Annotated in this window: 21 protein-coding genes; 19 read left to right on the top strand and 2 right to left on the bottom strand. The window is 54.5% G+C overall.

Going from position 1 to position 23,369, the window contains the following annotated elements; translation table 11 throughout:
- Positions 1-99 precede the first annotated feature (99 nt).
- From thiC to IE090_RS07685, 14 genes are all read left to right on the top strand, one after another.
- Positions 100-1,986: a phosphomethylpyrimidine synthase ThiC gene (gene thiC / locus IE090_RS07750; RefSeq protein WP_189387803.1), complete on the top strand. Its 1,887-nt coding sequence runs from the start codon at positions 100-102 to the stop codon at positions 1,984-1,986.
- Positions 1,987-1,988: 2 nt separating this feature from the next.
- A complete protein-coding gene (locus IE090_RS07745; RefSeq protein WP_189387802.1) occupies positions 1,989-3,080 on the top strand; it encodes an NAD(P)/FAD-dependent oxidoreductase in 1,092 nt (363 codons plus the stop codon).
- Positions 3,071-3,274 (top strand): sulfur carrier protein ThiS, encoded by a 204-nt coding sequence (thiS, locus tag IE090_RS07740; protein WP_189387801.1) that lies wholly within the window; start codon positions 3,071-3,073, stop codon positions 3,272-3,274. The genes IE090_RS07745 and thiS overlap by 10 nt, the downstream gene beginning before the upstream one ends.
- Positions 3,246-4,079, top strand: coding sequence for a thiazole synthase (locus IE090_RS07735; protein ID WP_189387800.1), 834 nt, complete (start codon positions 3,246-3,248; stop codon positions 4,077-4,079). The genes thiS and IE090_RS07735 overlap by 29 nt, the downstream gene beginning before the upstream one ends.
- Positions 4,076-5,563 carry a thiamine phosphate synthase gene (locus IE090_RS07730; RefSeq protein ID WP_189387799.1) on the top strand — a complete coding sequence of 496 codons (1,488 nt, stop codon included), beginning with the start codon at positions 4,076-4,078 and terminating at the stop codon, positions 5,561-5,563. The genes IE090_RS07735 and IE090_RS07730 overlap by 4 nt, the downstream gene beginning before the upstream one ends.
- A gap of 109 nt (positions 5,564-5,672) precedes the next feature.
- Entirely contained in the window at positions 5,673-7,568 is a 1,896-nt protein-coding gene (htpG, locus tag IE090_RS07725) for a molecular chaperone HtpG (protein ID WP_189387798.1), read from the top strand.
- 129 nt (positions 7,569-7,697) lie between these two features.
- Entirely contained in the window at positions 7,698-8,279 is a 582-nt protein-coding gene (locus IE090_RS07720; protein ID WP_189387797.1) for a YfaZ family outer membrane protein, read from the top strand.
- Positions 8,280-8,287: 8 nt separating this feature from the next.
- Positions 8,288-8,758, top strand: coding sequence for a DUF6586 family protein (locus IE090_RS07715; protein ID WP_189387796.1), 471 nt, complete (start codon positions 8,288-8,290; stop codon positions 8,756-8,758).
- 78 nt (positions 8,759-8,836) lie between these two features.
- Positions 8,837-9,088 (top strand): hypothetical protein, encoded by a 252-nt coding sequence (locus IE090_RS07710; protein WP_189387795.1) that lies wholly within the window; start codon positions 8,837-8,839, stop codon positions 9,086-9,088.
- A 413-nt stretch (positions 9,089-9,501) separates the two neighbouring features.
- Positions 9,502-10,935 (top strand): alanine/glycine:cation symporter family protein, encoded by a 1,434-nt coding sequence (locus IE090_RS07705; protein ID WP_189387794.1) that lies wholly within the window; start codon positions 9,502-9,504, stop codon positions 10,933-10,935.
- A 189-nt stretch (positions 10,936-11,124) separates the two neighbouring features.
- Positions 11,125-12,867 carry an ABC transporter transmembrane domain-containing protein gene (locus IE090_RS07700; protein ID WP_189387793.1) on the top strand — a complete coding sequence of 581 codons (1,743 nt, stop codon included), beginning with the start codon at positions 11,125-11,127 and terminating at the stop codon, positions 12,865-12,867.
- Positions 12,864-14,606 (top strand): ABC transporter transmembrane domain-containing protein, encoded by a 1,743-nt coding sequence (locus IE090_RS07695; protein WP_189387792.1) that lies wholly within the window; start codon positions 12,864-12,866, stop codon positions 14,604-14,606. The genes IE090_RS07700 and IE090_RS07695 overlap by 4 nt, the downstream gene beginning before the upstream one ends.
- Positions 14,607-14,728: 122 nt before the next feature.
- The gene (locus IE090_RS07690; RefSeq protein WP_189387791.1) at positions 14,729-15,517 is read left to right on the top strand and encodes a substrate-binding periplasmic protein; all 789 of its coding nucleotides are present in this window, start codon (positions 14,729-14,731) and stop codon (positions 15,515-15,517) included.
- Positions 15,518-15,577: 60 nt separating this feature from the next.
- Complete coding sequence (locus tag IE090_RS07685) at positions 15,578-16,021, top strand: DUF4124 domain-containing protein (protein ID WP_189387790.1); 444 nt, start codon at positions 15,578-15,580, stop codon at positions 16,019-16,021.
- Positions 16,022-16,165: 144 nt separating this feature from the next.
- Here the strand turns inward: IE090_RS07685 and IE090_RS07680 are convergent, their stop codons facing one another.
- A complete protein-coding gene (locus IE090_RS07680) occupies positions 16,166-17,887 on the bottom strand; it encodes a beta-ketoacyl synthase (RefSeq protein WP_189387789.1) in 1,722 nt (573 codons plus the stop codon).
- Positions 17,888-18,017: 130 nt separating this feature from the next.
- On the opposite strand from IE090_RS07680, the gene IE090_RS07675 reads away from it, so the two are divergent.
- Positions 18,018-19,013: a GlxA family transcriptional regulator gene (locus IE090_RS07675; RefSeq protein WP_189387788.1), complete on the top strand. Its 996-nt coding sequence runs from the start codon at positions 18,018-18,020 to the stop codon at positions 19,011-19,013.
- A gap of 75 nt (positions 19,014-19,088) precedes the next feature.
- The gene (locus IE090_RS07670; RefSeq protein WP_189387787.1) at positions 19,089-19,718 is read left to right on the top strand and encodes a LysE family translocator; all 630 of its coding nucleotides are present in this window, start codon (positions 19,089-19,091) and stop codon (positions 19,716-19,718) included.
- A gap of 65 nt (positions 19,719-19,783) precedes the next feature.
- Here the strand turns inward: IE090_RS07670 and IE090_RS07665 are convergent, their stop codons facing one another.
- Positions 19,784-20,830 carry a TRAP transporter substrate-binding protein gene (locus tag IE090_RS07665; RefSeq protein ID WP_189387786.1) on the bottom strand — a complete coding sequence of 349 codons (1,047 nt, stop codon included), beginning with the start codon at positions 20,828-20,830 and terminating at the stop codon, positions 19,784-19,786.
- 161 nt (positions 20,831-20,991) lie between these two features.
- Here IE090_RS07665 and IE090_RS07660 point away from each other — a divergent pair, with 161 nt between their 5' ends.
- Genes IE090_RS07660 through IE090_RS07650 form a run of 3 tightly spaced genes read left to right on the top strand, consistent with a single transcriptional unit; the run spans position 20,992 to position 23,313 of the window.
- Positions 20,992-21,303: a hypothetical protein gene (locus IE090_RS07660; RefSeq protein WP_189387785.1), complete on the top strand. Its 312-nt coding sequence runs from the start codon at positions 20,992-20,994 to the stop codon at positions 21,301-21,303.
- Positions 21,304-21,313: 10 nt separating this feature from the next.
- Positions 21,314-22,018 carry a response regulator transcription factor gene (locus tag IE090_RS07655; RefSeq protein ID WP_189387784.1) on the top strand — a complete coding sequence of 235 codons (705 nt, stop codon included), beginning with the start codon at positions 21,314-21,316 and terminating at the stop codon, positions 22,016-22,018.
- Positions 22,015-23,313: an ATP-binding protein gene (locus IE090_RS07650; protein ID WP_189387783.1), complete on the top strand. Its 1,299-nt coding sequence runs from the start codon at positions 22,015-22,017 to the stop codon at positions 23,311-23,313. Before IE090_RS07655 ends, IE090_RS07650 begins: the two co-directional genes overlap by 4 nt.
- The last annotated feature ends 56 nt before the right edge of the window (positions 23,314-23,369 follow it).

Here is a 23,369-nt window from a genome sequence, read left to right as displayed (position 1 = left end):
GGCTCTTTGCACGCAGTTCGTGCATATTTTTACCCTGCTTTTCTGCTGTTTTTCCCACGCTGCCTGCCTTTTGTTTTTCGCAACCGAAAGAGCATGGCAATGACAAAAAAATCTGCAAATAACGCCTCACTGCACGACACCATTAGCGTCGATGCACTCTCTACTCAGCCATTTCCGGCCTCTCAAAAAGTGTACGCTGCTGGCCAGCGCCATGACTTGCAAGTGGGCATGCGCCGCGTCGAGCTGTCGCCAACGCGCACAGCCAGTGGCGCGCTGGAAGATAACGAGCCAGTACTGGTGTACGACACGTCTGGCCCCTACACCGACCCCAATATAAACGTCGACGTGCGCACTGGCTTAGCACCGCTGCGTCAAAGCTGGATTGAACAGCGTGATGATACCGAAGAGTTGGCGGGCTTTAGTTCGAACTACGCGCAAACGCGCGATCGCAACATTGCGTTGGAAGCACTTAAATTTCAGCACAAGCGCCGCCCGCGCAAAGCCAAAGCCGGCGCCAATGTGTCGCAGCTGCATTATGCTCGCCAGGGCATAGTGACTCCGGAAATGGAGTATGTGGCCATTCGAGAAAACCTGGGGCTGGAGCAAGAGCAGTTGGCGCGCTATGCCCGTACTCAGCACCCAGGCCAAAGTTTTGGTGCCTCGATTCCTGCCTTTGTTACGCCTGAATTTGTGCGCGACGAAATTGCCCGTGGTCGGGCGGTGATTCCTAATAATATCAATCACCCAGAAAGTGAGCCGATGATCATAGGGCGCAACTTTCGCACTAAGGTCAACGCCAACATTGGCAACTCCGCTGTGACCTCGTCGATTGAAGAAGAAGTGGAGAAAATGGTGTGGGCGACGCGTTGGGGCGCTGACACAGTAATGGATTTATCCACCGGCGATAATATTCATGAAACGCGCGAGTGGATTATTCGCAACTCGCCGGTCCCCATTGGCACCGTGCCTTTGTATCAAGCGCTGGAAAAATGCGGTGGCATTGCCGAAGACTTAACTTGGGAGTTGTACCGCGACACCTTGATCGAGCAAGCCGAGCAGGGGGTGGATTATTTCACCATTCATGCTGGTGTGCGCTTGCATTTTATCCCCATGACCGCCAAACGGGTCACCGGTATTGTTAGTCGTGGCGGTTCGATTATGGCCAAATGGTGCTTGGCGCATCATCAGGAAAGTTTCCTCTACACCCACTTTGAGGAAATTTGCGAGATTATGAAAGCCTACGATATCTGCTTTTCCCTCGGTGATGGCTTGCGTCCTGGCTCGGTTGCCGATGCCAACGATGAGGCTCAAATGGCAGAGCTGCGCACCTTAGGTGAGCTGACCAAAATTGCTTGGCAGCACGATGTGCAAACCTTTATTGAAGGGCCAGGGCACGTGCCCATGCACCTGATTAAAGAAAACATGGACGAGCAGCTGAAGCACTGCCATGAAGCGCCGTTTTATACCTTAGGGCCGCTGACCACAGACATTTCCCCTGGTTACGATCACATCACCTCCGGCATTGGCGCAGCCATGATGGGTTGGTATGGCTGCGCCATGCTGTGCTATGTCACGCCCAAAGAACACCTAGGGCTGCCAAATAAAGACGACGTTAAAGAAGGCTTGATCACTTACAAGATTGCCGCCCATGCGGCGGATCTGGCGAAGGGCATTCCTGGCGCACAATGGCACGACGATGCGGTGTCAAAAGCGCGCTTTGAGTTTCGCTGGGAAGATCAGTTCAACCTCGCCCTCGATCCGGATACCGCCCGTGCTTATCACGATGAAACCTTGCCCAAAGAAGGCCACAAGCAAGCGCATTTTTGCTCCATGTGCGGGCCTAAATTCTGTTCGATGAAAATCTCGCAGGAAGTGCGCGACGCAGCCGCCGCCAGCGAAGCCGAGCAGGGCATGCAAACGATGGCCGAAGAGTTTCGCCAGCACGGCAGTGAGTTGTATCAGCCGGCAGAAAGCACGGAGAGCTGAGCATGAACGTGGCCATTTTGGGTGCCGGCCTTATGGGGCGGCTACTGGCCTGGCGTTGGGCGCGCAGCGGCCATGAGGTGGTGGTGTATGAGCGCAGTGCAGGGCACCTTCCTGCCAGTGCCGCCCATACCGCCGCTGCCATGGTGGCGCCCTACAGTGAGCGTGCCGTAGCCGCGGAGGCGGTGTTCTTGCGCGGCGTTCAGTCGCTGCAGATGTGGCCAGTATTGCTGGCGCAGCTGCAGCAGGACACCGGCGTGGCGGTGGCGCTGGGGCGCGAAGGCAGCTTACTAGTAGCGCACCCGGCGGATCAGGCACTGCTGGCGCAGCTGCGTACCACATTGGCGCATCATCGCATCACGGCACCCCAGGCACAGTGGCTGAATCGTCAGCAGCTGGCGCAACTGGAGCCTGAGCTGGCCGGCTTTAGCGAAGCTTGCTGGTTGCCAGAGGAGCAGCACCTAGATAACCGCACCTTGCTGCCATTGTTGCAGCAAGCGGCTGAGCATTTTGGTGCGGTATTTCATTTTAATAGCGACGTGCGCTGCAGCGGCGAGCGCTATGACGTTTGCCAAGCAGGGCAGAGTTCAGTGATCGACGCTGAGCACATTCTTGATTGCCGTGGCAGCGGCGCGCGCGATGTTGTTGGCGAGCGGCCACGCGGTGTGCGCGGTGAAGTGTGTTGGCTGGAAAGTGCGGACGTGCATCTGCGCCGGCCCGTGCGCTTATTGCATCCTCGCTACAGCCTGTATCTGGTACCTAAACCCAGCCCCAATAACAACTTTCGCTATTTGCTCGGGGCGACGGAAATTGAAGCCGACGATACCAGCCCCGTCAGTGTGCGCTCGGCGCTGGAGCTATTAAGCGCCGTTTATAGCCTCAGCCCTAAGCTGGCCGAAGCACGCATCTTGTCACTGGAGAGCAATGTGCGCCCGGCCTTCGCCGACCATATTGCCCGCTATGAACAGCAGGGGCGGGTGGTGCGGGTCAACGGCCTGTTTCGCCACGGCTATTTGCAGGCGCCGGCGTTGGTCGAGGAAATGGCCGAGCGTCTGGGTTGGCCGCTTAAGATCTCACAGGAGGCATTATGCAGTTAACGGTGAACGGGGAGTCACAGCAGCTGGAGGTGCAGACGCTGGCGCAATTGCTAGAGGCTCTGGGCTATCAGACTCAGCAAGGGCGCTGCGTGGTGGCGCTCAATCAGACCATTGTGCCTTGGTCGCAAACGCCGGCAACCAAGCTCAGTGACGGGGATCAAGTCGATGTGTTGGGAGCGATTACCGGTGGATAACGACAGCTTAAACATTGCCGGAACGAGGTTGTCGAGCCGTTTGTGGTTGGGCAGCTCGCTGTACCCTTCACCACAGATCATGGCCGATGCGATTCAGGCGGCAACGCCTGGCATGGTGACGGTGTCTTTGCGCCGCCAAACTGCGCAGCAGCTGGCGGACAACGATCATTGGGCGTTTTTGCAGCAGCATTTAACCGCCACCGGTTGCCAGTTACTGCCCAACACCGCTGGCTGCCACAGTGCCGATGAAGCCGTGATGCTGGCGCACATGGCGCGCGAGCTGTTCGGCACCGCTTGGATCAAGCTGGAGGTGATCGGTGATGATTACAATCTGCAGCCACATCCGCTGCAGTTGTTAAATGCGGCGGAGCGCTTAGTTAACGATGGCTTTGTGGTATTGCCCTACAGTACCGACGATTTAGTGCTGTGCCGCGAGCTACATCAGCTCGGCTGTGCCGCCGTGATGCCTTGGGGAGCGCCCATCGGCACTGGGCGTGGCTTGCAGAATAAACAGCAATTGCAGCAATTGCGCGAGCGCTTACCCGAGGCTGTGCTGGTGATTGATGCCGGCTTGGGTAAGCCGTCCCAAGCGATGGCGGCGATGGAAATGGGCTTTGATGCCGTGCTGTTAAATACCGCCGTGGCAAAAGCGCAAGACCCCGTTGCCATGGCGGCGGCCTTTGCCCAGGCGGTTAACGGTGGCCGCCAAGCCTGGCAGGCGGGTCTAATGGTAGCGCAGCAGCAAGCTGCGCCTTCGACCGCCACGGTGGGGCTGCCGTTTTGGCATCAGGAGCACAACGCATGACGCATAGAAAACGCTTGTTGAGCATCGCCGCCAGCGACAGCAGCGGTGGCGCTGGTTTGCACGCCGACACCCGCATTGCGCCCTTGTTTGACCTCGATTGTGCCGCCGTGGTCAGCGCCATCACGGCGCAAAGCAGTGACGGCGCGTTGGCGGTTCAGGTGGTCGATCAGGACATTCTTGATGCCCAATGGCAAGGGGTGCTGACCGACGGTGAGCCAGACGCCGTGCGGGTGGGGTGGCTGGCAGACTTGCGCCAGGGGCTAGGTTGGCTGAATCGACGCCTTGAGTCTTTAACGGCGCCCATCGTCTGGGACCCGGTGCTGGCGGCCAGTCGCGGCGGGCTGGAAGTTGCCGCCGCTGATGCTCATGAGCTGCGCCAATGGTTGGCGCGTTGCCAGGTAATCACCCCCAATACGCGCGAACTGCAGACCCTGGCCGCTTGGCTTGGTTTGCAGGGCGATGAAACACAGTTGGCTGAGGGGGTGTTGGCCTTGGGGTGTCAGTGCGTGGTGGTGACCGGCGGCGATGACCAGAGCCCTGAGGTCGAAACCCGGGTGTATGTGCGGCCGGAGGCGCAGCCGCCTGAAACAGCAGCGGCGCCACACTTTACTCTACAGCAGCCGCGCATTGAGCGGGCCGTGCACGGCAGTGGTTGTCACTTCAGCGCGCTGATCGCAGCGGCATTGGCCGCGGGCGAGCGTTTGTACGATGCCTTGCTGTTGGCGGCCCATCACATGAGCCGTGTGATGACAGAGGCCAGTGCGCGCGCCAGTGGTTACCACCAACCGTTTATTCATAAGCGCAGCGATTGGCACCAGCAGCCTGCGGATCAATGGCCGCAGGTGCTGGCGGGCCGTCAGCCGGGCACTTCGTTTGCGCGTGCACAAAGGCTCGGTTTGTACGCCTTGGTCGATCAGTTGGATTGGCTGCAACAGTTATTGGCGTTGGGCGTTGATACCTTGCAGTGGCGCGTAAAAGAACGCAGCAGCCACTATCGCTTGGACATGCAAACCGCCATTGATTTATGCAAGGCGGCCGGTGTGCCCTTGTACATAAACGACGATTGGCGCATGGCCATTGAACTGGGCGCCTACGGTGTGCACCTTGGCCAAGAAGACTTGGCCACGGCCGATTTAACCGCCATTGCCAATGCAGGCTTGCGCCTAGGCATCAGCACGCACACCGATTGGGAGGTGCTGCGCGCCTGGCAACTGCGCCCCAGCTACATTGCCTTTGGCCCAGTGCATCCGCCGTTATCTAAGCAGCTGAAATACCCGCCGCTGGGCTATCAGCGCCTGGCAAACTGGTGGCAAGCGCTGCGGCCGCACTTGCCGCTGACCTGCATTGGTGGCATTACCGAGGCCAACATGGGTGCGGTGGTGCGCCACGGCATCGACTCCTGTGCCATTGTCACCGCCTTGATGCCAGATGAAGCGCTGGCGGCGCGTCATCAGCAAATAAAACAAGCCCTTGAAAACCACTAGCCCGGCCCCATTGTTGTTGGCAGAAGCATTGGGCGGCCGTGGTTGGTCGCCGCACTTTGGTTTATGAGTCAGTACTCGTGAAGTCAGTTTATTGAGGAGAGTGACGCCCATGACTGCGGCTAGCAAAGAAACACTGGGGTTTAAAACAGAAGTCAAACAACTGCTGCATTTGATGATCCACTCGCTGTACTCCAATAAGGAGATTTTCTTGCGCGAGTTGATTTCCAATGCCTCCGATGCCTGCGACAAGCTGCGTTTTGAAGCGTTAAAAAACGATGCGCTGTACGAAAACGACAGCGACTTGGCGGTGCACATCGACTTTGACAGCGAAGCCGGCACTGTGGTGATCGAAGACAACGGCATCGGCATGAACCGTGACGATGTGGTCAACCACTTGGGCACCATTGCCAAGTCGGGCACGGCGGAGTTTTTAAGCCAGTTAAGCGGTGATCAGCAAAAAGATTCACAGCTGATCGGTCAGTTTGGTGTGGGTTTTTATTCGGCCTTTATCGTTGCGGATGAGGTCACGGTCGAAACCCGTCGCGCCGGTGACAAAGCCGCAGTGCGCTGGCAGTCGCAGGGTGAAGGTGAGTTTACCCTGGAAGACATCGAAAAAGAGCGTCGCGGTACACGCATTACTCTGAAGCTCAAAGACGAAGAAAAAGAATTCGCCGATAGCTTTCGCTTGCGCAGTTTGATTAAAAAATACTCTGATCACATTGCGGTGCCTGTGTATTTGCCGCAAGAAGTCGACAGCGAAGACGAAGAAGGCGAGAAGAAAAAACTGCCGGAAGCCGTTAACCAGGCGCAAGCCATGTGGACGCGCAGCAAGTCTGACTTGAGCGATGAAGACTATGTGGAGTTTTACAAGCACGTTTCTCATGACTGGAACGAGCCATTAACCTGGATGCACAACCGGGTAGAGGGCAAATTGGACTACACCAGCTTGCTGTATATTCCTTCAAAAGCGCCGTTTGATTTGTGGAACCGCGAAGCCAATCGCGGCCTGAAGCTGTACGTGCAGCGCGTCTTTATTATGGACGATGCCGAGCAGTTCCTGCCGTTGTACTTGCGCTTTGTCAAAGGTGTGCTGGATTCCAACGACTTGTCGCTCAACGTTTCGCGCGAAATTCTGCAGCAAGATCGCCAGGTTGAAAGCATGCGCAGTGCGCTGGTGAAGCGGGTGTTGGATACGCTCGGCAAAATGGCGAAAAACGACGCTGAAAAATATCAGCAGTTCTGGGATCAGTTTGGCGAAGTATTAAAAGAAGGCCCAGCAGAAGACTTTGCCAACAAAGAAAAGATTGCCGCCTTGTTCCGCTTTGCCAGCACCAAAGGTGACGCCGGCAAGCAAGTGGTGTCGCTGGATGACTACATTGCTCGCATGCGTGAAGGGCAAAAGAAAATCTACTTTATCACCGGCGATAGCTACGAAGCTCTGATTAACAGCCCGCACTTGGAATACTTCAAAACCAAAGGCATTGAAGTGTTGTTGCTCACCGATCGCGTCGATGAGTGGATGGTCAGCCATCTGAATGAATACGATGGCAAAACCTTCCAGGATGTGACCAAAGGCGAGCTGGATTTAGACGAACTGGCGGATGAAGGCGAAAAAGAGCAGCAAAAAGCGCTGGAAGAAACCCATAAAGACTTGGTCGAGCGTGTGCAAAAAGCGCTGGAAAGCGAGGTTAAAAACGTGCGCGTTAGCTCGCGTTTAACGGACTCGCCAGCTTGCATGGTGGTCGGCCAATACGACATGGGTGGTCACTTGCGTCGTATGTTGGAAGCCGCAGGCCAGGATGTACCTGAGCCAGAAACGGCGCTGGAAATTAACCCAACGCATCCGCTGATCGAGCGTTTGGACGCCGAGCAAGACGAAGACCGCTTCGCTGATTTGGCGCGCATCATTCACGCGCAAGCGCAGTTGGCCGAAGGCAGCCAGCTGAAACAGCCAGCGGACTACGTGGCCAAGCTGAACGCTTTGTTGCTGGAGCTGATGAAGTAAGCTTCACCTCATAGGTGACGGGCATTTCCTGACACAAAGGCGTGCCCGTTGCCCCGGCTTTGCATGGCAAAGTCGCTGGGCTCTGGTTATGATGCGGCCAATTGCATTAGTAACCGGAGCCTGCCTTTCATGACTCTTCGTTCGATTCTTCCTGCCCGTTCAAGCCGTTTGGCTGCGCTGTTGCTGCTCTTAAGCCCGCTGGCAGCTCAGGCCGGTGGTTCCCTTGATCTCAGTTTGTCCGATCACACCGCGCGTTTAGCCTACGATGCGACGCAAATGGGCTCTGGCTTACATATTGGTGCAGCATTTCAGCACGATGCCGATGACGGCAATATGTTGACCTTAGGGTTGCACGCCGTGGATGCGCGACAAAACAGCAGCAACCTCTACATTGGCTTGGGCATGAATGCCTATTTATATGACGGCCATGATGACGATGGTGCGGCGCTGGGCGTGGGTGGCTTTTTCCGTTATCGCTTTCCCGCGCAGCCTGATGTGAGTGTGGCTGCCTATGGCTATTACGCGCCGCCGGTGGTGTCGTTTTCGGAAACGGAAAACATGATCGATTCGGACGTGCGCTTGCAGTACGCCATCATTCCCACCGCGCGTGCCTATGTTGGCTATCGCTACACGGGCATTCGCATCGAAGACGTCGATGATCGACTGGAGCTGGGCGAAGGGTTTCACTTTGGCTTTAAGTTCGATTTTTAGGAGGCGCTATGTCGAACTGGATCGGCCAGACCAATCACAAGCTCTATCAAGTACGCTTGTTGTTGGAGCAGCTGGCAGAAACACAGCCGAAGGCGCTGACCGAAGCGTTGGAACAGTCGGCGATTTATCATTTGCGTGATGCTTATCTGTGTTATCTGCATGAGTTGGCAGAGCTGGTGCAATTTCATCAGCGCGTTGATTCACTGGCACAGCTAGTGGCGAACGTATCATTAAAAACCGGTGAAATGCAGGAGCTGGCGAAGCTAGAGCAAGATAGCTTTAGCTGGCTGGCAGCCTTGCTCACGGCAGCCGACGACAGCTTGCGCAGCCGCGAGCCTGCACAAGTGCAGCCAGCAGGAGTTCAAATAATTGCTTTACAGCCTACGTCATCGACGCAGGCTGATTCCCAAGTTTGGCAGTGGTATCAGCAGCTTGCTGAGCTGATTGAGCGTCAGCGCGAAAATCGTCAGGAGTCTTGACGGCTGTCAGTTGTGGCGTGCTTGGCGTCAGGCGGTGCGACTGTGATAAACTCGCGCGCCCAACGTAGAGAGGCGGATATGGCACGCTTTTTTGAGATAGTCGAACTTACTAATGGTGACATTGCGCTGCGTCGTGCCGATGAGCAAGATGGCGATGCGCTGGTCAGTATTCATTTTTCCGATGATGCCAAAGCCAGTTTGCAAGCGCATCATGTGGATGTGGCGCGCGCCATGATTGAAGCGGGCGTGCGCAAGGTCGGCGAGTTGTCGGGTATGGAAGTGGAGCGTGATGATTTTGAGGTGCATGCTCAGGCTACCCATTTGCATTAATCGATGTGCGGTTGATTTCTTGAAGCCTCGTCTTTGACGGGGCTTTTTTTTGCCTCAGAAAAACTGCAACGCCTACGTGCGTAAAAAAACGGGTTGCTATTTTCTGCTGATGAAAACTACGTAGGTGTGGCCCGAAAAAACACATTGCGTGCCACGTTAGTCTGATAAAAAGTCGCCTAAATCACTGAATTTACGGGTATTCGCGACCCATCCCTTTGGGTATTATCCGCGCCTTCCTGCCACTCGGACATGACCGGCGAGATAAAAATTTCGCTTGCAATGTCTGTGTGGCGGTCTTCAGAAAAACCAAACCCATTGCATTGTGAGTGTGTTTGGTTTTTTTGAAACGGACGCTTCCCGGCAGCTCAGCTGCTGGTAAAAAACATTCACATAACCGAGAAGTGAAGCGAGCGATGGAAACACTGTTAGGCTATTTCGAGGCCTTTTTAAATGCAGGTAACGACCTGCTGTGGTCTTATGTTCTGATTTTCTTACTGTTGGGCGCTGGCGCCATCTTTACCTTGGTCAGCCGCGGCGTGCAGGTGCGGGCTTTTGGCCATATGTTTCATTTGGTGCGCAACAGCCGTGGTGGTGCCAATGGTGGCATTACCTCGTTCCAGGCACTCACCACCAGTTTGGCGGCGCGTGTCGGTACCGGCAACATGGCCGGCGTGGCGATGGCGCTGTACATCGGCGGTCCAGGTGCCATTTTTTGGATGTGGATGACCGCCATTTTAGGCATGGCCACCAGTTTTGTTGAATCGACACTGGCGCAAACCTACAAGGTTTCACACCACGATAAAACGTTCCGCGGTGGCCCGGCTTATTACATCGAAAAAGGCCTGGGGCAGCGTTGGCTGGGCATCATTTTTGCCATTTGCTTGATGATTGCCTTTGGCCTGGCGTTTAACGGTGCGCAAGCAAACACCATCAGTGGCGCATTGAATACAGCCTTTGGTATTGATACCTGGATGGTGGGTGTTGGTTTGGTCGCGATTAGCGCGCCAGTAATTTTCGGTGGTTTGCGTTCCGTGGCGCGCACGGCAGAAATTCTGGTGCCGGTGATGGCGCTGCTGTATTTAGCAGTGGCTTTGGTCGTGGTTGTTATGCACGTCGATCAGCTGCCTGCTGTATTTAGCGCGATTTTCTCGCAAGCATTTTCTGCGCAAAATGTGGCCGGTGGTGTGGCTGGTTATGCGGTGGCCGAAGCGATAAAAAATGGTATTCAGCGCGGTCTGTTTTCAAACGAAGCGGGCATGGGGTCGGCGCCTAACGCGGCCGCTACCGCTACGACCGAGCCGAATCACCCTGCCGCACAAGGCTATGTGCAAATGCTTGGTGTATTTATTGATACGCTGGTTATTTGTACGGCAACGGCGGCCATTATTTTGGTCTCTGGCATGCTGGAGCCGGGCAGTGAGCTGAAAGGCATTGAGCTGACCCAAGCGGCGTTGGTTGCCAGTGTGGGTGAGTGGGGCGCGGTGTTTATTGCCGTCGCGATCTTCTTGTTTGCCTTCACTTCGTTGATTGCCAACTACTCCTACGGCGAAGCCAACTTGGAATACATCACGGGTAATCGTACGGGTTTGATGCTGTTCCGCCTGTTGGTGTTGGGCATGATCATGGCCGGAGCGGTGGCCGACTTGGATTTGATCTGGAACTTTGCCAACCTGTCGATGGGCATGATGGCCTTGATCAACTTGATTGCCATCTTACTGCTCATGCCGATTGCAATGAAGCTGCTGAAAGACTACGAGTCGCAGCGCAAAGCAGGCAAGCTGCCTGAGTTTGATCGTCATCAGTTCCCAGAACTGAAAGATAAGCTCGATCCAGAAGCCTGGAAATAAGTGAGCCTATGGCTGCAACAGCGTGTTGCAGCCATTGATCCCGCCTTTAGTCGAATTTGACACAATCCGCCTACGCGAACTCCGCCAGACATAGTATGCTTTTGCCCCTTTTTAATTCCGCTTAGGCACCTGCCCATTGAATCGCATTGGGTGCGTTAAGCGCGGACGATGGCGCAAACGGAGTTTGGTGTGTCAGTTTTTCTCAAGCTTTTTTGGTTTTTTAGACAAGAATGGCGTCGCTATGGCATTGCCGTGGCAGCCTTGATTGGCGTTGGCTTAGTGACCATGGTGCCGCCGTGGCTGGTGGGGGTCATTGTTGATCTGATTAGCAACGAGCAGCTTACCGAGGCGCTGTTATGGCGCTACTTGGGGTTAATGATCGCCGCTGCCGCGGTGGCGTATGTGCTGCGGGTGGTATGGCGCATTGCCTTGTTTGGCGCCAGTTATAAATTGGCCAATCAGCTTAGGCAGTCGGTATTTGAGCATTTGACTCGCCAGGCGCCGGGTTTTTTTCAGCGTCTAAAAACTGGCGATTTAATGGCGCGCTCCACCAATGACATTCAAGCGGTGGAAATGACCGCTGGTGAAGCCGTGCTGGCGCTGTTTGATGGTGCTTTTACTGGCATCATTGTGTTGATTGTGATGACGGTGTTTATTTCTTGGCCGTTGACCTTATTGGCACTGATTCCTTGGCCCATCGTCGGCTTTTTTATGTGGCGCTTTGGCAATGAACTGCACGCATCATTTCGCGATGCCCAAGCTCGCTTTAGTGATTTAAACGATGATGTGCAAGAGAGTATATCCGCCCTGCGTCTGACTCGTGCTTTTGGTCGTGAAGAAGTAGAGGAGCAGCAGTTCAATCAGATTGCCACCGCGGCCAATCGTGCTAATCAAGCGGTAGCAAAAACCGACAGCAAATATGATCCAGTTATTCAGCTGGGCGTGGGTTTTTCGTTTTTGCTTAGCGTTGCTGGTGGGGCGTGGTTTATTCACCAAGGTGAGCTGACCGTTGGCCAGTTGCTGTCGTTTACCCTGTATTTGGGCTATATGATTTGGCCGATGTTTGCTGTTGGTTGGCTGTTGAATATGGTTGAGCGTGGCAGCGCTGCCTATGCTCGAATTGAACAGCTGCTCAATATGCAGCCAGAAATTGCCGATACGGGTACCGTCACTGAGCGTTTACAGCCCAGTTTGGAAATATCCGTGCCGGCCTTTGCCTATGCCGATGGCACACAGGCGCTGGAAAACATTCATCTGGCATTACCGGCCGGTCAACTGCTGGGCATTGTTGGCCCCGTTGGCGCGGGTAAAACCACACTGCTGAACTTGCTGCTGCGCAGTGAGGAAGCTGAAGGGGTGGACATTCGTATTGGTGGTCATAGCGTGCAAGCACTGACGTTGCACAATTTACGTGCTCACATCGCCACCGTGCCGCAAAATGCGTTTTTATTTTCTGCCACCATTGCTGAAAACATCGCCTTAGCCAAACCGGATGCGACGCAGGCCGAAATTGAAGCCGTGGCCAAAGTGGCGCAGGTACATGATGATATTCTGCGCTTTGCCAAAGGCTATCAAACCGAAGTCGGCGAGCGCGGTGTGACCTTGTCTGGTGGGCAAAAGCAGCGTATCTCCATTGCAAGGGCGCTGCTGTTGGATGCTCCCATTCTCATTTTGGACGATGCCTTATCCGCGGTGGATGTGCGTACTGAGCAGCAAATTCTGACGCATTTGTCTCGAGCGCGTGCTGGCAAAACCACCTTGATTGTTTGCCACCGTTTAAGTGCGGTGGAAAATGCAGATCACATCATTGTGTTGGATAAAGGCCGACTGCTGGAGTCGGGCACCCATCCTCAGTTATTAAAGACGGCGGGCTGGTATCGCCAGACCTACGACTATCAGCAATTAGAACAGGCGGTGGAGGAAGGCCGATGAAGCAAACATTCTATGCCTTGCTGCGCTATGCCATGGCCTATAAACCACTATTGCTAGAGGCGTTTGCCTTGCTATTACTAGCGACCGCCGCCAGTGTCGCTGGGCCTTATTTGATCAAGGTTTTTATCGACGAGTACGTGACCCCAGGTATTTGGACGGTGGGGCCCATTGCTACTTTGGCAGTGGTATACATTGTCGCTCAGTTAATCGGTGCTGCGACGTTTTATTGGCAAGCGCTGCGCTTTAATCGCATTGCCTTGAATGTGGTGCAAACCATTCGCGAGCAAGTGTTTGCCCATGTGATGAAATTGCCGATGGCGTATTTCGATCGCACCTCTACAGGCAGCTTAATTAGCCGCATTACCAACGATACTGAGGCCATCAAAGATCTTTATGTGAACGTGATTTCCACCTTTGTGCAAAACACCGTGCGCATTATCGGTATTTTGATTGCTATGGCGGTGTTGGACGTTCGCCTGGTGTGGATCGGGGCCATATTAGTACCGACGGTGATTGTCATTATGGTGATTTATCAGCGCTTATCGACGCCGATTTTTATGCGTGTGCGCTCTTTGCTGAGTGATATTAACGCCCGTCTGAATGAAGGCATTCAAGGCATGAGTGTGATTCAGCTGACCAACCAGCAGCAGGCATTTGCGCGTGCATTTCAAACCACCAGCACGGATCATTACGACGCCAAGGTAAAAAACGTTACCATCGATGGCTTTTTACTGCGCGCTTTAATCGACTTTATTTACACCTTGTTGTTGGCAGCCTTGTTGTTTGGCTTTGGTATCATTGAGTTATCGGCTCAGGGGGCGGTCGAAGTCGGTGTGATTTATGCCTTTGTTAATTACATGGGGCAGGTGACTGAGCCCTTGGTCGATATGACCTCGCGCTTAAATATGGCGCAACAAGCTTTGGTGTCGGCGTCGCGTGTGTTCGAGCTGTTGCGTGAGCCCTATGCTGAGTTGGCAGAAGAGCGTCAGCCATTGACCAGCCGCCGCATTGACTTTGCCATTGAGCGCTTCAGTTACGATGGCAAGCAGGATGTGCTGCGGGATATTCAGCTGCAGGTTCAACCGGGCGAGTTCATTGGGCTGGTGGGGCACACTGGCTCGGGCAAAAGTACCCTGATGTCGTTATTGATGGGATTTTATCCGCTGCAGCATGGTCATATTCGCATTGGCGATACGGATTTAATGACCTTGGGTAAGCAGCAACGCGCTGAGTTAATCGGCTTTGTGCAGCAGGATCCGTTTATTTTCTCCGGTACTGTTGCCGATAACATTCGCTTGGAGTTGGATTTAACCGACGCAGACGTTGAGCAGGCAGCGCGCCGCGCGCATTTGCACGAGGCCATTATGGCCATGCCCGAGGGGTATCAAACGCCCTTGGCCGAGCGCGGCGGTAATCTCAGCACCGGTCAGCGTCAGCTGTTGAGTTTGGCGCGAACCCTTGCACGTCAGCCTGATATTTTGATTTTGGATGAAGCGACGGCCAACATTGACAGCCATACCGAGGCATTGATTCAGCAAACGCTGATGGAGCTGCGCGGCAAAGTCACCTTGATTGCCATCGCTCACCGCCTAAGCACCGTCATGGAAGCCGATAACTTGGTGGTATTGCATCAGGGGCATATACAGCAGCAAGGCACGCATCGGCAACTGATGGCGCAAGAAGGCTTGTATAAGCATATGTACGAGCTGCAGCAGCGCGCCGATCCTTTTTCTGCTTAGCTCGGTACTTTCAAAGGCGCGAATGACGCGAATGGCACGGCGGCGGACTCTTCTGTCCGCCGCGGCTTACCTTGCACACTCCCACCTATACTGAATCTGAATCACAGTTGCCGGGGTGGGTTATGCGCTATTGGATCTTACTGTTATTGCTCTGCTCTCAGTTGGCGCAGTCGCGTGATGGCTCGGTATTGTCGGTGACCACCTTGCCTGATTATGCGCCTTTCTGTTTTTTGTATGAGGGCATTGGTTACGGTATTACCGAAACCTTGCAGCCCGGTGACTATTCACAGGTACTGCGGGGGTTTAGTTGGGATGTGGTGCGTGAAAGTCTGCACTCACAAGACTATACACTAGAGCTGACGGTGCAGCCGTGGGCGCGGGCCTTTCGCCAGGCGAGTACTGAAGCTGGTGTGGCGCTGTTCCCCATCAGTCGCACGGCGGAGCGATTAAAGCGCTTTATTTACTCCACCTCGCCAGTCAACGAGGTTCGTTATTTGGTGTACGTAAAGCGTGATAACCCAGTGAGTTGGCAGGACTGGAGCAGCTTTAATGGCCAGCGACTGGCTTTGATGCGTGGCTTTAACTACGGCGTTGATTGGCAGCAATGGCCAGAGGTCGAGCCAATGCAGGTGGACTCTATGATTCAGGGTTTTGAGCTGCTGATGCTGGGCCGGGTAGCAGGCTTTGTCGGCTACGAAGTCACTTGGGACCATCACCTGCGCCAGCGCCCCAAGTTGATGGACAAAATACGCAAGTTGCCGCCCTATGCCACCAATCAGGAATTTTTAGCGCTGCGCAACGATACCCCCGACGCTGAAACAATTCTGGCCGCATTTGAGCGCGGCTATCAGCAACTGCGCGACAGCGGCCGCTTGTCGGTGCTGAAAATTCGTTACGGCATTCCAGAGTAGACGCTTGTTCGTCTGTCGGCCTGTCCTTATGATGCAGGCTGGTAGTGAGGAGAATGGACTGTGGTACGGACATATTTATTGGCTGGCCTAGTGTTGGCTAATGTGGCGGCAGCGGATGTGTACCGCTGGACTGACGAAGAAGGGCGGGTGCATTTTGGTGATCAGCCACCAAGAGCAACGCAGCAAGCAGAAAAAGTGAATATTCAAGTGCCGCAATCGACAGGCAATGGTGTGAGCTTTGAGCGCCGCCAGCGCCAGCAGGAAATGCTGCAAAGCTGGCAACAAGAGCGCAATACCAAACGTGAAAAGCGTGAAATGGAAAGGGCCAAAAAAGAAAAACAAGAAGCCCTGTGCAAACAGTTGCTGGCCGAGAAGCTAGAAGCTGAGCGCTCAACCCATGTTTATAAATTAAATGATCAGGGTGAGCGCGAATACTTTGATGAAGAAAAAGCGCAGCAGTACTTGCAAAAAACCATTGCGCGTTACAACGAAGAATGTGGTTAAGCACTGCTATCAAACTAAAAAAGCCCCATCACAGTGGGGCTTTTTTGTATTAGCACGTTCTGAATAGCACTGCATGGCTGTGCGCCAGCTGCTGTTAATACTGCTAATGAGGCTCTACCAACCGCATTCACTGGAATGCATCTCTTAGAGCATAATTGGCTGCTGCCAGCCTGGTACCACAATGCGCTCATCGCTGATATCCAGTTGCTCCGGCTCAATAACGCCCTGACCAAATTCATAGCGCGGTTTTACTTGATCGGCCGATACTTGTTGGTCGTAGACTTTTGCTGCTTCGCGCACGCTTTCGTTGGCCTCCAAATAAGCGTGCCAGCGTTGGCGGCCGACTTTTTCTCGCAGCCAAGCGTGGGTTTGCTGAGGCGATACCATAAAGGCCGAGGCGTTGTTGCCACCAAAGCCTTTGGCATTGATAAACGCCAGTGGCATCTGTTGGGGGTCAATATTTTGGTGTTGCAGTAAGAACTGCAGGCGGCGTTGCTCGACATCGTCAGCAATGCGATCGGTGGTGGTGATGCCAGGCAACCAGCCGTCGTGCCAGCTGCCCAAAGTAAACAGCAACTGGTCAGCGGAGGCAGCGCCAATGGAGTGGCCGACATAGGCTTTGACGGCTGTGATGGGCCAGTTTTCGATGCCAAATGCGCGCGCTAGCTCGGCATAAATGTGCGCTTCGGTCACTCGGTTTTGCGGGGTTGAGCTGCCGTGGGCCTGCACAAAGCTGCCGTTTTTCAGGGCGTCTTCCCCTAGCCAACGGCGCGCTGCCGCCATGGCTTTGCCCATGGTGATGTAGTTGCCAACGCCTGGCCCTGAAATGGATTTTTTATGGCCGTCGGCATGCACAAAAACTTCACCCACGGCAGCATGAACCGTAAGCCCCAGCTCAATGGCCAGTTCATCGTCGGTGAGTACAAAAAACTGTGCCGACTCGCCCAGCGTAAAGCCACAGTTATCGCCAAATGGACGACTGGCGCGGCGCCAATCGGGTGTTTCGTCATCGCTCAGGCCATCGAGTTTGCGCAGGTTGGCCTCAGTGGCCAGCGCGGTCATGGCGTTGTAGCCTTCGATGATTTCCGGGGTGATCGGCGCTTCACTGTTACCGACAATGACCAACCGCCGTCGGCCGGATTGAATGTCGTCCAAGGCCACTTTGAGGTTGTATAAAAACGTCGCGCAAGCGCCGACCATGCTGCCCGTGCTGCCAACGCTGCCCAGCACATAGGCATTGATAAAGTCGGCTGGCATTTCGCTTAAGCCCAATGCACATTGCTTGGAGCTGGTGCGTTTGCCGTGCAGGGCGCTTTGCAGCATGCCGCCGTGGCCATTGGCATCCAGCTGGCCCATGGCTGAGCCGGCATAGACGGCAATTTGATCGGGTTGCAGATGCTGGCGGATTTTTTCCCAGTCCATGCCGAGGCAGCCCAGCGCATCGGAGGCGCCATAGACCGCCATTTGCAAACCGCGCGGATGGTGGCGCGATGGGTAAAGCGTTGCTGGGTCAAAGCCAGTAGGCAGCTGCCCCGCGCTTTGCACGGCCAAGCGCTTGTGATCTTGGCGCCAGCATGGGCGGCCATGCTCATCCTTAAACGCAACGCGTGTTTCAATCTGGTTGCCGTCGAAAGGCACGTTTTCCCAGCCGCGAATCAAACTGGCTTGCAGCAGCGCTTCATCGCTGTGCGCACCTTGTTGCCAGGGCTGCAGCTGGCCAGTTAACTGTGCCAAGCTAGCCAACAGGCCAGAGCGTTGCTGCTGATTCAGTGCATCGGCAATCAGGCGGCGAAAGGCTTGGTGTCCTGAGCTACGGCCAGCGGCGTTGATGCCGCCAAACCCCGTAATCACAGCCAGCTTGTTCATGAAAATCCCCAAAATCACATAACGTTGAATGTTGGGCATTCTAGGCAGGGTGCTTTTGTTATTGATAATATGAAAGCGACATAAAACAGAACAAAATCGACGCTTTTGTGTCGTTCAAGGAAAAGCAACCATGCCCGCCTCCATTCGTCATGTTAGCCTGCTGGCCACGTCGCGCATGCTCAGCTCCAGTATTGCGATTCCTATGGAAATGCTAGAAGCCAGCCGGGCGGCGCTGCGCGCTCGTCGCCAGCCGGGCAGCGATTTCAGCATTGAACTGGTCGCACGTGAGCGCCAACCGATGAACATGCTGGGTGGTTTTACCTTGCATCCCCATAAAATTTGCCGCGAGCTGGAGCGCACGGATCTTATTGTGGTGCCCGCACTGTGGCGCAATCCTCGGCCGGTATTGCAACAGGAAGCGGAGACCATTGCCTGGTTGCGACGCCAGTATTTGCAAGGAGCCAGCATCGTGGCCGTTGGCACCGGTGTTTGCTTGGTCGCAGAGACGGGCCTGCTGGACGGCCAAGTAGCCACCACGCATTGGCACTATCTCGATGCCTTCGCCGAGCAATATCCCAAGGTGCGCTTGCAGCGCGATCATTTGCTGACTCAGGCCGGACGTATTTATTGTGCCGGCAGTGTGAACTCGGGTGCAGATATGATGGTGCACTTACTCGGGCTGCTGTTCGGTCCTGAGCTGGCGCTCAGTATTGAGCAGCAGTTTTCGCCAGAGGTGCGCAATCCGCTGGATAAAGGTGTCTACCACGGCGACCTTGATCATCAGCACCCTGATGAAGCCATCGCACGGGCACAAAGTTGGCTGCAGCAAAATATGACGCAGCCGCTGCAGTTATCTCGCTTGGCGCAGCAAGTGGAGCTCAGCGAGCGCCAACTGGAGCGACGTTTTCAGCAGGTGTGTGGGCTAAGCCCTGGGCAATATTTGCAGCGTTTGCGCTGTCATGCCGCCTGTGAGTTGCTGCAACACAGCAATTTATCGATAGCCGACATTGCTGCTACCACAGGCTTTAACGACAGCAGTCACTTTGGCCGTGTATTTCGCCGCTGGCTGCAGCAAAGCCCGGGGGCTTATCGGCAAAAAGTTAGGGCCAAGCTGTTTAGTGGCTAACCGCTACACATGACCGCGCAGATTGCATTGGTGAGGGCTGGCCTTAAAATACGGTTTTGGTTCAAGGAGAACAGCATGCAGGAGGTCTTTACCTTCGCTGTGATTGCCACGCTGTTGGTGATGTCGCCCGGGCCTAACGGTGTGTTGATTGTCAAAACGGCCGCTAGTCAGGGCAAAGCGGCATCCATGCTAAACATCAGTGGCTTGTTTGCCGCGACCTTTATGCACGGTGCGCTGTCGATATTCGGCCTCTCGGCGTTGGTATTGCAGTCGGCAGAACTATTTATGCTGGTAAAAATACTCGGCGCAGCTTATTTGTTTTACATCGGTGCGAAAGCCATTTGGCAATCGATGCAGCAGCAACAGGCCGGTATTGGCCTTCCGCCGGTGCATCAAGCCAAGCAATCCGTGCGCTATTACATCAGCGAAGGTTTTTTAACCCAGCTGCTTAACCCAAAAGTGTCGGTGTTTTATTTGGCGGCATTTCCGCAGTTTATCGACCCGACCGATTTCAGTTACGGTTTTGCCTTTGCACTGGTCGCACTGCATGCCAGCATTATTTTTATTTGGTTTACCTTGATGACGCTGGTCATCGGGCGCATACGTTATCGCGCTAAAAATTCGGCGTTGGGTGTGTGGCTGCAGCGGGCATCCGGCGGCGCCATGATTTATTTCAGCTCACTGGTGCTCACTCAGCGCAGCTAATAAAAGCTGTTTGAGTTCTGCCAGCCACAGCGGGACTTATGCTGGCTATGTAAAGTGGTGGCTGACTAGCCTTCAGTCGCGCGCAGCAACTCATTAAACAGCACATCATCGCCGAGAATGTTGCGTTTATAGCGTTGCCAGGAAGGGTGCTCATGACCAAAGCGCCGACGCCAGTTAAGAGCCAGCTCGGCATCGGGCGTATAAATTCCTACCCCCATTTCATTAAATCGCTGGCTAGCCGTTTGCTGGGCCCGGCGCGCAGCAGCGGGCTGCCAGGCGTGAACTTGTGCACCGGCTTCGGCCATGACCTGCTGTAAATCGTTGGGCAAAGAGTGCAGCCAGCGCTGGTTGATGACCGCCATCCAGCCGTCATGCACCGAGTTAAGCTGGAAGATATGACCGATTTGGTGGCGCAAGCCATCTGGGCCGCTGTACAGCGAATTAATGGCAGGGTCGATGACATCCACTTCACGCGCACGCAGTGCCGCTGCAACCTTGCCCCAATCGATGCGGCGAGCTCGTCCACCGGCGAGGGTGTAAAAATGCCGCAAAAGTTCACTGCTGGGCACGCGCACCATGATGTTGGCGAGTTGCTCGGGCGTCATGACAGGCTTAAGCCAGTGTTTGCCAGTGGTTAGGGTACGGCCGCCGACAACATAGGGGAACCAGACGTGAATGGCGCCAGCAGCATGCACCTTGTCGATGATCAGCCGTTGCCATACCTCAGAGTTCACTAGGTTTTCATAGGCTTGATTTTCTGCACACCAAAAAGGAATGTTGAGGATATCCAGCGCTGGGGCAATGGGGCTCAGGTTAGAGGCGGATACCAGCGCGCCTTGTATGTAGCCGCGCGAGACCTTGGCCATTAGCTCTGGGCCAGCTCCGGCTTGCCCGCCATCTAATATTTCCACGCGAATACGGCCATTGGAAAGACGCTCTACCTGGGTTTTTATATCGGCGTGCATATGTGGGCTGGTGTCTGCCTCGCTGCTGAGGTAAGGCGAGGCGAATCGCAGCACATAAGGGTCGGCAGCGATCGTGGGGCGCGACAACACCGCGGTACTGGCGGCGGTCAGGCAAGTCGACAAAAAACGGCGGCGGGTAAACTTCATCGCATACCTATGAGTTCCAGTCTGTCTTCAGTATAAGTAGTATTTCTGCATTGTGTGCTCAGTTAGCGGGTACAGCAAATGTCAGTCGTGGCCTATCAAGTGTTCACCGCTGTTGAACTACAAAAGAAAGGCAAAACAACAAAGGCAAATAAGGAGAGGGAATGAAGCGAGAGGCCTTTATCCAACAAGTTGAGCAGCGCTTAGAGCAGATGTTTCGAGCTTCCAAGCAAGGTGTAAAAGCACCCGCGGCCGAGCGTCACCGCCTCGAAGGCTTTATGCAGGCGGGGGTCTTTTTGCAGCTGATCAGCCGTGAAGAAATGGCCGAGCGCATGGAAGCCATTCATCAACAAGTATTTGGCCAGAGCATTGCTGAGCGTCAACAATCATCTGGCACTCGCTGGCAGCACGAGACTTTGGACTACAGCCTTTACGATGCGCCAGCGTTTGAGCGCTACGCCAGCCAACGCGATTAAGGGCGGCATGATGAGCACAAGGCACCAACCGACGCTATTGATCGTTGAGGATGACCTCAGCCTGAATCGCATGATGAGCGAGGCGTTGCAGACCCAGGGCTATCGAGTGAACAGTGCCACGTCCGGCAGCCAGGGGCTAAAGCTGCTGCGCGAATGGCAGCCGGATATTTTGCTGCTGGATATGATGCTGCCGCACTTCAATGGCCTAGAGCTATTGCGCCAGGCCGTGCCTGAATACTGCGGCATTGTATTGATGATTACCGCCAGTGATCGCCCCCAGTTAGAAGAGCAAGCGTTTGACCTCGGGGTGCACGATTACATTCAAAAACCCCTGCGCCCTCATATCTTGTTTGCCAAGTTAAAAGCCTTGATTCGCTTGGCCCAAGGCCAGGCGACGGAACCAGAGCTGGGTGAGTGTTACCGGGTGCAAAACCTCAAATTAGTGCCGACTTCAAGGCAGTTTTTTATTGATGATGAACCTGTTGCCCTAACCGCTGCCGAATTTGCCATTGCCGAATATCTGATGGCCAAGCCGGGTGTGGTATTGGCACGCAGTGATATCGTCGCTGCTTTACGGGGCATCGAATACGATGGCCTTGATCGCGCCATTGATATGCGTATTTCCAGCCTGCGTAAAAAAATGAGCGACAGTGTGCCGCCGTACAAATACATTAAAACCGTCCGTGGGCGTGGCTATATGTTGGCGGCTGGATGAAGTTTTTTAGTCGCCTGTTTTTATACGTTTCTGGTGCTTTGCTGGTGGGGGTGATTGCCGCAGTGGTATTGCTGGATCAGCACTATGTGCAAGCGCTGCAGCAAGAAGAATACGCCCGCACTCAGGGCATTCAGCAGTTGGTACAGCAGCAAATCATCGAGCATTCAGATCGACAGCAACGATTGATGCAGTGGCAAGATAAGTTTGGCTATCGGTTATCTCTGCTGCCACTGGCCGATCTGTCACTGAGCCAAGCAAAAAAACAGCAGCTACTGCAGCAGGGCAGTTATGTCCGTGCCCGCAGCGGTTGGGTCGTCGATGACGTTACTGTGTTTTACTTTTTCCCACAGTGTCATTGTGTGTTAGTGGCAGAAAAAATGTATCACAACGCCTTAGCACACCAACATTATGGCAATGGCCTGGTGTTGATGGTGTTTTTGGTGTTGGGGCTGTTTGTATTTTTGTATGTGCGCAATAACCAAGGCTATGTGCGGCGTTTGAGTGCGGTGTATCAGGCTTATGGTAGCGGTGATTTTCGCCAGCGCGTAGATGAGCGCATGCCACACCCTTACGATGAATTGGCACAGCGCTTTAATGACATGGCCGAGCGCATTGAAACCTTAATGAATGAACACCAATTGATGGTGAATGGTGTTTCGCACGATTTAAAAACCCCGTTGGCGCGCCTGCGCTTTGCCTTAGATATGACACGAGAATGCCGCTCTGTGGCCGACTACCAGCGCCAGGTGCAGCAAATGGATCAGTGCCTGGATGATTTAACGGAACTGCTCGACGACTGGTTGCTATTGGCCAAGTTAAATGGCCAGGCTTATCCCGTTACCCTCGCTCAATGCGCGTTGGCTCCCATGGTTGAGCAAGTGAGCGAACGGCTCAGCCCACTGACGCCGTCCGTGCAGCTGACGTTAAAGCTGGATGACAGTGAAGCTTTTGTCGATGCGTCATTATTCAACCGCATACTGGAAAACCTCATCAGCAACGGCTTTAAATTTGCCCGCAGCCAGCTGCGCATTGCTTTGCAGGCAAATAACCAGGGCTTTGTTTTAACCGTGGAAGATGACGGCCCTGGCGTGCCAGATGCCGACAAAACCCGCATATTGCAGCCCTTTGTGCGCTTAGATGACAGCCGCAGCAGCCAGGGCGGTGGGCTGGGCCTGGCTATTGTGGTGAATCTGTTGGAAAAACATGGCTTTGACCTGCAAGTGCTCGATAGCGAACTGGGTGGTGTGAAGTTTGTGGTACAGGGCATGGCACATGGTCGGTATCCATCAACATAGTTTTTATCCTGCGCTGGGGTCAGAGCTTAAGCTCTGACCCCGTGCATACACTTTCT

The organism is Bacterioplanes sanyensis (assembly GCF_014652515.1).
Lineage (GTDB): Bacteria > Pseudomonadota > Gammaproteobacteria > Pseudomonadales > Oceanobacteraceae > Bacterioplanes > Bacterioplanes sanyensis.
This window is presented reverse-complemented; position numbering and strand designations above follow the sequence as displayed.

Excerpts from the sequence above, each read along its gene's own strand:
- thiC (WP_189387803.1), top strand. The coding sequence starts at position 100 with ATGACAAAAAAATCTGCAAATAACGCCTCACTGCACGACACCATTAGC.
- IE090_RS07745 (WP_189387802.1), top strand. The coding sequence starts at position 1,989 with ATGAACGTGGCCATTTTGGGTGCCGGCCTTATGGGGCGGCTACTGGCC.
- thiS (WP_189387801.1), top strand. The coding sequence starts at position 3,071 with ATGCAGTTAACGGTGAACGGGGAGTCACAGCAGCTGGAGGTGCAGACG.
- IE090_RS07735 (WP_189387800.1), top strand. The coding sequence starts at position 3,246 with ATGTGTTGGGAGCGATTACCGGTGGATAACGACAGCTTAAACATTGCC.
- IE090_RS07730 (WP_189387799.1), top strand. The coding sequence starts at position 4,076 with ATGACGCATAGAAAACGCTTGTTGAGCATCGCCGCCAGCGACAGCAGC.
- htpG (WP_189387798.1), top strand. The coding sequence starts at position 5,673 with ATGACTGCGGCTAGCAAAGAAACACTGGGGTTTAAAACAGAAGTCAAA.
- IE090_RS07720 (WP_189387797.1), top strand. The coding sequence starts at position 7,698 with ATGACTCTTCGTTCGATTCTTCCTGCCCGTTCAAGCCGTTTGGCTGCG.
- IE090_RS07715 (WP_189387796.1), top strand. The coding sequence starts at position 8,288 with ATGTCGAACTGGATCGGCCAGACCAATCACAAGCTCTATCAAGTACGC.
- IE090_RS07710 (WP_189387795.1), top strand. The coding sequence starts at position 8,837 with ATGGCACGCTTTTTTGAGATAGTCGAACTTACTAATGGTGACATTGCG.
- IE090_RS07705 (WP_189387794.1), top strand. The coding sequence starts at position 9,502 with ATGGAAACACTGTTAGGCTATTTCGAGGCCTTTTTAAATGCAGGTAAC.
- IE090_RS07695 (WP_189387792.1), top strand. The coding sequence starts at position 12,864 with ATGAAGCAAACATTCTATGCCTTGCTGCGCTATGCCATGGCCTATAAA.
- IE090_RS07690 (WP_189387791.1), top strand. The coding sequence starts at position 14,729 with ATGCGCTATTGGATCTTACTGTTATTGCTCTGCTCTCAGTTGGCGCAG.
- IE090_RS07680 (WP_189387789.1), bottom strand. The coding sequence starts at position 17,887 with ATGAACAAGCTGGCTGTGATTACGGGGTTTGGCGGCATCAACGCCGCT.
- IE090_RS07675 (WP_189387788.1), top strand. The coding sequence starts at position 18,018 with ATGCCCGCCTCCATTCGTCATGTTAGCCTGCTGGCCACGTCGCGCATG.
- IE090_RS07670 (WP_189387787.1), top strand. The coding sequence starts at position 19,089 with ATGCAGGAGGTCTTTACCTTCGCTGTGATTGCCACGCTGTTGGTGATG.
- IE090_RS07665 (WP_189387786.1), bottom strand. The coding sequence starts at position 20,830 with ATGAAGTTTACCCGCCGCCGTTTTTTGTCGACTTGCCTGACCGCCGCC.
- IE090_RS07660 (WP_189387785.1), top strand. The coding sequence starts at position 20,992 with ATGAAGCGAGAGGCCTTTATCCAACAAGTTGAGCAGCGCTTAGAGCAG.
- IE090_RS07655 (WP_189387784.1), top strand. The coding sequence starts at position 21,314 with ATGAGCACAAGGCACCAACCGACGCTATTGATCGTTGAGGATGACCTC.
- IE090_RS07650 (WP_189387783.1), top strand. The coding sequence starts at position 22,015 with ATGAAGTTTTTTAGTCGCCTGTTTTTATACGTTTCTGGTGCTTTGCTG.